Origin of the sequence: Aurantimonas sp. A2-1-M11, assembly GCF_036549475.1 — a bacterium.
In the GTDB taxonomy this organism is placed as follows: Bacteria; Pseudomonadota; Alphaproteobacteria; order Rhizobiales; family Rhizobiaceae; genus Aurantimonas.
Genome location: NZ_JAZHLI010000097.1, coordinates 1 through 10,230 on the forward strand (window position 1 = coordinate 1; position 10,230 = coordinate 10,230).

The following is a 10,230-nucleotide window of genomic DNA, read 5'->3' on the forward strand; positions in this document are numbered from 1 at the left end:
CAGGCGCTGGCCAACACGCTGGCCGGGCTGCAGGCCGGCATCCTGTCCTTCGACGCCGCCGTCGGCGGGCTCGGCGGCTGTCCCTACGCCCCCGGCGCCACCGGCAACAGCGCGACCGAGGACGTCGTCGCCATGTTGCACGCCATGGACGTGGCCACCGGTGTCGACCCCGCCGGCCTCCTCGACGCCGCCGCACTACTCGCCGACTGGCGCGACAAGCCCCTCGACAGCGCCGCCTGGCGGATCGCCATGTCCGGCAAGGGTGACGCGCAGGGCGGCCCTGGCGCGCAGGCGACCGGGTGATCCGGCCCGAGCGACACCGGGCCCGATTGACGGGCCGGCGCAGCGCGGCCATCGTCGGTTCATGACCACGATCCTCGATCTGTCCGGGCTGAAATGCCCGCTACCGGCGCTGAAGACGCGCAAGGCGCTCGGCGCCATCGCGCCAGGGGAGCGGCTGGAAGTGCGCTGCACCGACCCGCTGGCGGTCATCGACATTCCCCATCTCGTCGACGAGATGGGGCACCGGCTCGAAACCAGCGAGCGCGACGGCGATCGCAGCGTCTTCCTGATCGAAAAGCTCGGCCCCGCCTCGGCCTGACAGTCGGCCGGCACCGCCCGTCTCCCGCCACCGAGGCGCTGGTGGCAAGCCCGCGGCGGCAGGCGCGCCAACCCCCTGAACCTGACGCCCGCAAAGACGGGAACTTGTCCCGTTGCCGGGCGGGAAGAAGCCGGGCTAGCGTCTGTGCAACGGTCGTTTCCCGGCTTCCTGCCCCTCCCAAAGGCAGCGGGGCCGGGGCGACCGGGTTGTTTTGCCCGCGGCCTGGGAGGGCCATCGGGGTGGATATTCGCCGGCCGCCCACTGCGACGAAGCGGGCGCCGGGCGCGCCGGAAAGCGGCCAGCTGGCGCAGTACGCGCAGATGCGGGTCGGCGCAGGTCCGCTCGCCATTCGAGGCCGTTGAAACAGACGCAGACGGGGCATGCCCCGCCGGGAGGAAGAATGAAACGACTGACCCTAGCGGCACTGGCCGCCGCACTCGCCATGTCGGCGAGCCCCGCCTTCGCCTACAAGATCTTCGTGTCCAACGAGAAGGGCAACGACATCACGGTGCTCGATTCCGAGAGCTTCGAGGTGATCGACACCTTCGACGTCGGCCAGCGGCCGCGCGGCATCGCCGTCAGTCCCGATGGCGAGCACCTCTATATCTGCGCCAGCGACAGCGACACGATCCAGGTCTACGACACCGAGACCTATGCGTTCATCCGCACCCTGCCGTCCGGCCCGGATCCGGAGCTTCTCGTCGTCTCGCCGAACGGTGACCGGCTCTATGCGGCCAACGAGGACGACAACCTCGTCACCGTCATCGATCTGGAAACCGGCGCGCGGCTGGCGGAGATCCCGGTCGGCGTGGAGCCCGAGGGCATGGGTATCTCGCCCGACGGCGAGACGATCGTGAACACGTCGGAAACGACGAACATGGCCCACTTCATCGACCGCGACAGCCAGCAGATCACCGCCAATGTCCTGGTCGATTCCCGGCCGCGCTTCGCCCAGTACAAGGCGGACGGATCGGAGGTCTGGGTGAGTTCGGAGATCGGCGGCACGGTCAGCGTCATCGATGCCGAGACCAAGGAGATCAAGCACAAGGTCACCTTCGAGATCCCCGGCATCCGCCCCGAGGCGATCCAGCCGGTCGGCGTGCGGATCGTCGAGGACGGATCCAAGGCCTATGTGGCGCTCGGACCCGCCAACCGCATCGCGGTAATCGACGGCAACACCTACGAGGTGCTCGACTATCTGCTTGTCGGACAGCGGGTCTGGCAGCTCGCCTTCTCGCCGGACGAGACGCATCTGTTCACCACCAACGGGATTTCCAACGACATCTCGATCATCGACGTGGCGGCGGACGAGGTCATCAAGTCGGTCCAGGTGGGGCGCGAGCCCTGGGGCGTGGCCGTCGCGCCGGATCGCTGAGGCCCGTCGGCAGCCTCGGGAGGCGGGGCTGCCGATCTCATCTCTACAATTACCCACTGGAAGGGCGGATTCACCCCATGAAACCACTTTGGCTCTCGCTGATGGCAGCGACACTGGCCTTTGCGCCGATCACCGTCGCGTCCGCGCAGGATGCCGCTGGCAGTACGCCGGCTGCCACCGCGGACGATGACGATGATGATGATGATGATGACGACGACGATGCAGGCGGCGGCAGCGCCGCGCTGGTGCCGACGGCCAGCGAACTGAACATCCCCGCCGGGTCGGAAATGATGCCGGCAAGTGCTCTCAACGGCGACCAGATCGGCCTGCCGCCTGCGTCACTCTCCTCGCAGATCGTCACGCCGCTGGTTCTCGGCCAGGGCGGCGAGCCCTTCGCGGTCAGCCACAACGACATCTATCTTCGTTCCAACCAGGCCTATCGGTGGGATATCTCGTCGGAGGGCAACGTCGAATACAAGTTCAACGCTCCCGGCTTCTTCCGCAATGTCTGGATGAACCAGATCGTCATCGCCGATCTCGAAGTCCACATGGCCGGCGCGCCGGCATGGCTGGAATACGACGCCCACGGCACGATCAGCGTGTCGTTCCAGACGATCCGGCCGGGTCGCTACGACTGGTACGTCGAGGGGCTGGATGGCGATCAGGAAATGCGCGGAACGATCACCGTCGTCCCGTAAGCCGCGCCTGACGGCCGTTCTCCAAGTCAACCTGCGTTCGGCCCGTATCACCTTCCAGGTGTGCGGGCCTTCGCTATCCGGCATCCGACCGGCATCCGGCGACGATCTGTCTTCGTACCGCCAGGCAGGCTAGTGTGCGCCCGACCGCTCAACCGCAACGGACAATGATGGCTCGCATCGTCCCCGCTCCCGGCACCGTCGCCGCACCACCACCCGCCCTTCGTGTCGCTCATGTCGGCCATGCCTATGGCGCGCGCCAGGCGCTCGACGACGTGTCGTTCTCGGTTCCGCAGGGCTCCTTCACCGCGCTGCTCGGCCCCAATGGCGCCGGCAAGTCGACACTGTTCTCCCTGGTCACGCGCCTGTTCAACGTCCGCAACGGCCAGATCGACATACTCGGCTGGCCGCTCGCCCGGCATCCGGGCGAAGCGCTGCGCCGCCTCGGCGTGGTGTTCCAGGCGCGCACCCTCGATCTGGAATTGTCGATCCGCCAGAACCTGACCTATCACGCCTCGCTGCATGGCATGTCCCGAAGCGCGGCACAGCAGCGGATCGACGAGATCCTGCACGGTTCGGAACTCCGCGACCGGCTCGGCGACAAGGCCCGCAACCTGTCCGGCGGGCAACTGCGCCGCATCGAGATCGTGCGCGCCTTCATGCACCGGCCGCGGCTGATCCTGCTCGACGAGCCGACGGTCGGGCTGGACATTCGCTCGCGCGCCGAGATCGTCGCCGAAGTGCGCCGCCTCGTCGCCGACGAGGGCGTCAGCGTCTTGTGGGCGACCCATCTGATCGACGAGATCGACGAGAGCGACCGGGTGGTGGTGCTGCATCACGGCAAGGTTCTGGCCGAGGGCCCGGTGCCGGAGGTCGTTGCGGCGGAAAGCGCCGGCTCGATCCGCGACGCCTTCTCGCGCCTCACCGGGCTGGCGACGCGCAAGGCCGATCTGGAGGCGATCCCGTGAGCGCAACCACCGACATGGCCGGCCGCGAGCCGCCCCGCGGCTTTCCGGCTTCTGCCTATGCGATCTGCCTGCGCGGCATCGTCGGACGCGAGGCGCTGCGCTTCCTTCACCAGCGCGAGCGCTTCGTCTCGGCGCTGGTGCGCCCTCTCCTGTGGCTGTTCATCTTCGCCGCCGGCTTCCGGCAGGTGCTCGGCGTGTCGATCACCGCGCCCTACCAGACCTACATCCTCTACGAGGTCTACATCACGCCCGGCCTGGTCGGCATGATCCTCCTGTTCAACGGCATGCAATCGTCGCTGTCGATGGTGTACGACCGGGAAACCGGGACGATGAAGACGCTGCTGGTGTCGCCGCTGCCGCGCTGGTTCCTGCTGGTCTCCAAGCTCGGGGCCGGCGTGGCCGTCGGCATCCTGCAGGTCTATGTGTTCTTCGCCATCGCCTGGTTCTGGGAGGTGCAGCCGCACTGGTCAGGCTATCTGTTCGTGCTGCCGGCGCTGGTCCTGACCGGCCTGATGCTCGGCTCGCTCGGAATGCTTTTGTCCTCGCTGGTCCAGCAGCTGGAGAATTTCGCCGGAGTGATGAACTTCGTGATCTTCCCGATGTATTTCGCATCCTCGGCCCTCTACCCGCTGTGGCGCGTGCAGGAATCGAGCCCGCTGCTCCATAAGATCTGCCTGTTCAACCCGTTCACCCATGCCGTGGAACTCGTGCGCTTTGCGCTCTACGGCCAGTTCAACGGGCCGGCGCTGGCGATCGTGGTCGGCTGCACCGTCGTCTTTCTCGGCGGCGCGATCATGTCCTACGATCCCCAGCGCGGCCTGATCAGCCGCAAGCGCCAGCAATAGGCGGCGCGCGGCGGCGCCGTCGATGCCGCGCCGCGCACCGCGATCCAGGGAGGATTTCATGTTCACCAGTCTCACCGCACGCCGCACCGCGCTTGCCGCCGCGTCGTTCCTCGCCCTCGCCGCATCCCTTGGCACCGACGCGGCACTGGCGCAGGACGGCGCCACGCCGCGCGCCATCCCCGAGGGCTTCGTGGTGCCTGGCCCCGCCCCCACCAATGCGCCGCCCGCCGACGCCGCGGAAGATGCGGAGACTCCGGCTACGAACGACACCGCGCCGGCTGATCCGATGGCCTTTGCCCGCGACGGTGAGGTGGGCACCACCGACTGGCCCTGCGTGCAGCGACGGGTCGCGACGATCACGCCGGCACAGATCTGGGCCGGGCCCGACCTCTCCCTCGCCGAGACCGTCGAGCGGACGCCCGAAATGCGGGCGCTGATCGACCAGGTCGTGGCACGGCGCCTGCCGCTGGAGGAGGCAGAGGCGATGATCCGCGACCATGTGGCCGGCCTGCCCGAGGGCGAGCGCGACGCCGCCGCGACCGCGCTCTTCGTCGACATCCTCGCCCGGCTGAACAACGAGCGCACCGACGTGATGACCGGCATCGAGCGCTACGGCTCGAAGCAGAAGGCCTTCGCCGCCAGCCTGCGGGAAAAATCGGCGGAATTCGCCCGGCTGCAGCGCGACCCGGCATCGAGCAACAACGACATCGAGAATGCCCGCCAGGCGCTCCTGTGGGACACCCGCATCTTCGACGAGCGGCGGAACTCCCTCACCTATGTCTGCGAGGTGCCTATCCTGATCGAGCGGCGCGCCTTCGGCCTCGGCCGCGCCATCGCCTCCGCGCTGTGACGGGGGCGGCCGCAGGCATCGTCCGGTAAGCCGGGGCGTCCCGTCGAAGACACGGCGCTTCAGGCCGCGATGGGCTCTGGCTGCTTGGCGCCGGTCATCAGCGCCACGGCGTCGTTCATCGTCGCCGTCTTGGGGTCGATGACGCACAGGCGCCGGCCGAGGCGGTGGACGTGGATGCGGTCGGCCACCTCGAAGACATGGGGCATGTTGTGCGAGATCAGCACGATCGGCATGCCGCGCGAGCGCACGTCCTGAATCAGCTCCAGCACCTTGCGCGATTCCTTGACGCCGAGGGCGGCGGTGGGCTCGTCGAGGATCAGCACCTTGGAGCCGAAGGCCGCGGCCCGGGCGACGGCGACGCCCTGCCGCTGGCCGCCGGACAGGGTCTCGACGGCCTGGCCGATGTTCTGGATGGTCATCAGGCCCAGCTCGGTCAGCTTCTCGCGGGCGATGCGCTCCATGGCGGTGCGGTCGAGCATCCGCAGATACTTGCCCATGAAGCCCGGCTTGCGGATCTCGCGGCCGAGGAACATGTTGTCGGCGATCGACAGGGCCGGCGACAGCGCGAGGTTCTGGTAGACGGTCTCGATCCCGGCGTCGCGGGCCTGCATCGGCGAGGTGAAGCGGATCGGCTCGCCGTTGAGCCGGATCTCGCCCGCGTCGATGCTGACGGCGCCGGAGATCGCCTTGATCAGAGAGGACTTGCCGGCGCCGTTGTCGCCGATCACCGCCAGGATCTCGCCCGGATAGAGGTCGAAATCGGCATGGTCGAGGGCGGTGACGCGGCCGTAGTTCTTGACGACGCCGCGGGCCGACAGGACGGGAGTCTGGGACGAGCTCATGCGGAGACCTTCCTGATCCATTGGTCGATCGCGACGGCGAGAATGATCAGCCAGCCGGTGGCGAAGAGCTGCCACAGCACGTCGACGCCGGCGAGGCGCAGGCCGGAATTGAACACGCCGACGATCAGCGCGCCGATCATCGGCCCCAGGATCGAGCCGCGGCCGCCGAACAGCGAGATGCCGCCGATCACCACGGCGGTGATCGATTCCAGATTGGCCTCGAAGAAGGAGGTCGGGCTGACAGAGCCGACGCGGCCGATCGAGGCCCAGGCGGCCAGGGCACAGATCAGGCCGGAGACGACATAGACCGAGATCAGCGTGCGATCGGTGCGGATGCCCGACAGTTCCGCGGCCTCCTTGTCGTCGCCGATGGCATAGACATGGCGGCCCCAGGCGGTGCGGTTCAGCACGAACCAGAGGACCGCGAAGATCGCGACCATCAGGACGACGCCCCAGGTCAGGACCGCGCCGCCGATGGTGAAGCGCTCGCCGAACAGCTTCAGCAGCGGTGCCTCGGCATCCAGCGTCTGGCTGCGGATCGTCTCGCGGTTGGAGAAATAGTAGTTGAGCGCCAGAAAGACGTTCCAGGTGCCCAGGGTGGTGATGAAGGGCGGCAGCCGCAGCTTGGTCACCAGCAGGCCGTTGAGCAGGCCGGTCAGCGACCCGACGACGAAGCCGGCGAGGATCGCCAGCGGCACCGGCAGCCCCACCTCGACGCCGAGCCGGCCCATGATCACCGAGATCATCACCATCACCGCGGCGACCGAGAGGTCGATGCCCGCGGTCAGGATGACCAGGCTCTGGGCGGCGGCCAGAATGCCGACGATCGCCACCTGCTGCATGATCAGCGACAGGTTGAAGGCGGAGAAGAAATTGTTCGAGACCATGCCGAAGACGGCGACGGACAGGAGCAGCACGATCACCGGCACCATGGTCGGCGCGCCGTGCAGGAAATGCTGGAGCGCGTCGAGGGGGCCGCGCGAACGGCGCTCGAAGGCGGCGACCGAGCCGTCGCTGCCCGCCAGGGAGGATTCGTAATCGGCCCCCCGGTTCGTCGGTTCACTCATGTCCGTTACCTCCGGCTGGCCCCGCGGCGGTCCGGATCAGGCCGGCCGGCCAAGGGCGGATGCAGGCTCGCAAGAATGAGAAGGGGCGACCCGCGAAGGGCCGCCCGTTCGACCATCATCCCCAGCAGCGATCGAGGCCTTCCGCCACGCTGATCGATTCGACGCCGTCCACCGGCGCGTCGGTGACGAGGTTGACGCCGGTGTCGAAGAAATCGAGCCCTTCGGTCGGCTGCGGCACCGTGCCGTCCTTGGCGAACTGGGCGATCGCCTCGATGCCCTTGGACGCCATCTCCAGCGGATATTGCTGCGAGGTCGCGCCGATCACGCCCTCCTCGACATTCTTGACGCCCGGGCAGCCGCCGTCGATGGAGACGATCAGCACGTTCTCCTCCATGCCGAAGGATTTCAGCGCTTCGTAGGCGCCGGCCGCGGCCGGCTCGTTGATCGTGTAGACGAGGTTGATGCCCGGATCCTGCTGGAGCAGGCCCTCCATGGCCGTGCGGCCACCTTCCTCGTTGCCGGAGGTGACGTCGTGGCCGACGATCCGCGGGTCGTCCTCGTCGCCGATCGTCGTCTCGTCCTTGATGTCGATGCCGAAGCCCTTGAGGAAGCCCTGGTCGCGCAGGACGTCGACCGAGGGGGCCGACGCCGACAGATCGAGCATGGCGATCTTGGCGTCCGCCGCCTTGTCGCCGAGCGTCGCCCTGGCCCATTCGCCGACCAGCAGGCCGGCCTTGAAATTGTCGGTGGCGAAGGTCGCATCGGCAGCGTCGATCGGCTCCAGCGGCGTGTCGAGGGCGATGACGAGCAGGCCCCTGTCGCGTGCGCGCCCGACCACGTCGGTGATCGCCTTGGTGTCTGAGGCGGTGATCAGGATGCCCTTGGCGCCCGCCGCGATGCAGCTTTCCACGGCCTGGACCTGGGTTTCATGGTCTCCGTCGATCTTGCCGGCATAGGTGGAAAGTTCGATCCCGAGCTCTTCGGCCTTGGCCGACGCGCCTTCCTTCATCTTGACGAAGAAGGGGTTGATGTCGGTCTTGGTGATCAGGCAGGCGCTGGTCTTGGCGTCTTGCGCCACGGCCGGCGTGGCCAGGGCTGCGAAACCGACGATGGCGGTGGATGCAAGTAGGGTGCGGAATGTCACGGTGAGAACCTCCCAGTTCTGTCGGTCGTTGCCGACGGGCAGCGCCATGAAGCGCGCCGGGCCGGCCTCCTCGCCAACCCGGTCCTCCACACGAAACACCAAGCGATGAACCCTGTCAACGATTGTAAATCAGCGTGATTTATTAATTGACGGGCTGGACTGGGGGTGCAAGCCTGCGGGGATACGGCGGTCCGCCTTCAGCGACATGGATCGCTAGTCGCTCGCGTCGAGCAGCCGGGAGATTATCGGCGAGGAGGAGAAGGCGCATGGATCCGCACGCCGCAGGTCCTTCATCCGGACGCGAACCGGCGCCGGGCCGCATGCGCGGATCCAACCAGTCCGGCCTGCGGGCCCATAACGAGCGCGCCGTGCTCAGCTTGATCCGCCGGCACGGGGAACTGGCCAAGGCGGAAATCGCCCGGCGTACCGGCCTGTCGGCGCAAACCGCATCGGTGATCATGCGCGCGCTGGAAGCCGAGCAGCTGGTTCTGCGCGACAAGCCACGGCGCGGCCGCGTCGGCCAGCCGTCCATTCCCATGCGCCTCAATCCGGCCGGCGCCTTCTCCCTCGGCCTGAAGATCGGCCGGCGCTCGGTCGAACTGGTGCTGATGGACTTCCTGGGCACCGTGCGGGCCCGCGAACGCTCGACCTACGCCTATCCCGAACTCGCGCCCGTCCTCGACTTCGTGCGTGGGGCGCAGGCGCGTGTCATTGCCGGGCTCGACAGTCGGTTGCACGATCGGATCGTCGGTCTCGGCGTCGCCATGCCCTACGAATTGTGGTCCTGGGCCGAGGAAATCGACGCCCCTGCCGGGCGCATGGACGAATGGCGCGATGCCGACATCGTCGGCGATCTGGCCGAGATCACCGGTCTGACGGTGAATCTCGCCAACGACGCGACGGCCGCCTGCGCCGCCGAGAACGTCTTCGGCGATACGCGGTCGCTGGACTACGTTTATTTCTTCGTCGGCGCCTTCGTCGGCGGTGGCATCGTCATGGGCGGCAATCTGGTGACCGGGCGCACCGGCAATGCCGGCGCGCTGGGCTCGATGCCGGTGCCCCGCGCGGCACGCGAGGGGGTGGCCGGGGTGCGGCTGGACGGGTTCGAGCAACTGATCAATTTCGCCTCGATTCATGTCCTGGAAAAGATGATCGCGGCCGAGGGCGGCGATCCGCTGATCCTGTGGAAGGATCCCGCAGCGTGGGACGATCTGGGACCGGTGCTCGACCATTGGCTAGGGATTGCCGCGCGTGGTCTCGCCTATGCCATCGTGTCGGCCAGCGCGGTCTATGATTTCGAATGCGCGGTCATCGACGGCGGCTTTCCCGAAAGCGTGCGCACGCGACTGGTGGCCGCCACGCAACGGGCAATGGTGCGGCTGCGGCGCCAGGGCCTGACGCCCCTCGACATCAGGGCGGGCACGATCGGCGCCAGCGCGCGCGAGATCGGCTCGGCGAGCCTGCCCTTCTTCGCACGGTTCCTGCTCGATCACCGAGGTCTCTCCATCGAGGCCGGTTGAGACGGACGCGATGCACACGTCACGGTGATTTCGCGCCGAAGTGCGCGTCGCATCCTTGTCTCATCGTGCTGCGATGTTACATCCACGTTCAGGGAATACTCCCTGCCTCGGAGGAGCGCGAGCCGGTTCGCTCCCGCAACCTTCCTCGTTCTTCCGCCAGAAGCCTGCAGCCCCACCGGCCGGCTGCGCTCGGCCGCATGGCGAGGACATTCAGCTTGGAAACCTCGTGACCACCATCGACACAGTCGGCGCCGCCGCCGACGCACAGACGAAATCCTGGTCCCGCGCGCTCGCGCCGTATCGCACGCCGAGCACGAAGCGCA

10 protein-coding genes and 1 pseudogene are annotated in these 10,230 nt (G+C 67.7%); 8 read left to right on the top strand and 3 right to left on the bottom strand.

The window, feature by feature from the left end:
* The 7 genes and pseudogenes from VQ042_RS23140 to VQ042_RS23170 form a co-directional block, all read left to right on the top strand.
* Positions 1-303 (top strand): annotated as a pseudogene (locus VQ042_RS23140) (hydroxymethylglutaryl-CoA lyase); the annotation flags it as partial.
* Between the two features lie 61 nt (positions 304-364).
* Positions 365-601 (top strand): sulfurtransferase TusA family protein, encoded by a 237-nt coding sequence (locus VQ042_RS23145; protein ID WP_331822649.1) that lies wholly within the window; start codon positions 365-367, stop codon positions 599-601.
* A 358-nt stretch (positions 602-959) separates the two neighbouring features.
* Positions 960-1,976: a YVTN family beta-propeller repeat protein gene (locus VQ042_RS23150; RefSeq protein ID WP_331822650.1), complete on the top strand. Its 1,017-nt coding sequence runs from the start codon at positions 960-962 to the stop codon at positions 1,974-1,976.
* Between the two features lie 77 nt (positions 1,977-2,053).
* Positions 2,054-2,674, top strand: coding sequence for a hypothetical protein (locus VQ042_RS23155; RefSeq protein WP_331822651.1), 621 nt, complete (start codon positions 2,054-2,056; stop codon positions 2,672-2,674).
* A gap of 164 nt (positions 2,675-2,838) precedes the next feature.
* Positions 2,839-3,639 carry an ABC transporter ATP-binding protein gene (locus VQ042_RS23160; protein WP_442880192.1) on the top strand — a complete coding sequence of 267 codons (801 nt, stop codon included), beginning with the start codon at positions 2,839-2,841 and terminating at the stop codon, positions 3,637-3,639.
* Between the two features lie 14 nt (positions 3,640-3,653).
* The gene (locus tag VQ042_RS23165; RefSeq protein ID WP_331822657.1) at positions 3,654-4,484 is read left to right on the top strand and encodes an ABC transporter permease; all 831 of its coding nucleotides are present in this window, start codon (positions 3,654-3,656) and stop codon (positions 4,482-4,484) included.
* Between the two features lie 58 nt (positions 4,485-4,542).
* Positions 4,543-5,334: a hypothetical protein gene (locus tag VQ042_RS23170; RefSeq protein ID WP_331822653.1), complete on the top strand. Its 792-nt coding sequence runs from the start codon at positions 4,543-4,545 to the stop codon at positions 5,332-5,334.
* Positions 5,335-5,393: 59 nt separating this feature from the next.
* On the opposite strand, the gene VQ042_RS23175 is transcribed toward VQ042_RS23170, so the two are convergent.
* The 3 genes from VQ042_RS23175 to VQ042_RS23185 all read right to left on the bottom strand — a co-directional run bounded on the left by VQ042_RS23175 (position 5,394) and on the right by VQ042_RS23185 (position 8,387).
* Positions 5,394-6,197, bottom strand: coding sequence for an ATP-binding cassette domain-containing protein (locus tag VQ042_RS23175; protein WP_331822654.1), 804 nt, complete (start codon positions 6,195-6,197; stop codon positions 5,394-5,396).
* The gene (locus VQ042_RS23180) at positions 6,173-7,243 is read right to left on the bottom strand and encodes an ABC transporter permease (RefSeq protein WP_331822655.1); all 1,071 of its coding nucleotides are present in this window, start codon (positions 7,241-7,243) and stop codon (positions 6,173-6,175) included. Before VQ042_RS23180 ends, VQ042_RS23175 begins: the two co-directional genes overlap by 25 nt.
* Positions 7,244-7,358: 115 nt before the next feature.
* Complete coding sequence (locus tag VQ042_RS23185) at positions 7,359-8,387, bottom strand: sugar ABC transporter substrate-binding protein (protein ID WP_442880193.1); 1,029 nt, start codon at positions 8,385-8,387, stop codon at positions 7,359-7,361.
* A 266-nt stretch (positions 8,388-8,653) separates the two neighbouring features.
* Between VQ042_RS23185 and VQ042_RS23190 the strand changes: the two genes are divergently transcribed.
* The gene (locus tag VQ042_RS23190) at positions 8,654-9,907 is read left to right on the top strand and encodes an ROK family transcriptional regulator (RefSeq protein WP_331822656.1); all 1,254 of its coding nucleotides are present in this window, start codon (positions 8,654-8,656) and stop codon (positions 9,905-9,907) included.
* Positions 9,908-10,230: the final 323 nt, after the last annotated feature.

Bases quoted from the DNA above. Each gene is read 5' to 3' on its own strand.
- VQ042_RS23145 (WP_331822649.1), top strand. From the start codon at position 365: ATGACCACGATCCTCGATCTGTCCGGGCTGAAATGCCCGCTACCGGCG.
- VQ042_RS23155 (WP_331822651.1), top strand. From the start codon at position 2,054: ATGAAACCACTTTGGCTCTCGCTGATGGCAGCGACACTGGCCTTTGCG.
- VQ042_RS23160 (WP_442880192.1), top strand. From the start codon at position 2,839: ATGATGGCTCGCATCGTCCCCGCTCCCGGCACCGTCGCCGCACCACCA.
- VQ042_RS23165 (WP_331822657.1), top strand. From the start codon at position 3,654: ATGGCCGGCCGCGAGCCGCCCCGCGGCTTTCCGGCTTCTGCCTATGCG.
- VQ042_RS23170 (WP_331822653.1), top strand. From the start codon at position 4,543: ATGTTCACCAGTCTCACCGCACGCCGCACCGCGCTTGCCGCCGCGTCG.
- VQ042_RS23175 (WP_331822654.1), bottom strand. From the start codon at position 6,197: ATGGATCAGGAAGGTCTCCGCATGAGCTCGTCCCAGACTCCCGTCCTG.
- VQ042_RS23180 (WP_331822655.1), bottom strand. From the start codon at position 7,243: ATGAGTGAACCGACGAACCGGGGGGCCGATTACGAATCCTCCCTGGCG.
- VQ042_RS23190 (WP_331822656.1), top strand. From the start codon at position 8,654: ATGGATCCGCACGCCGCAGGTCCTTCATCCGGACGCGAACCGGCGCCG.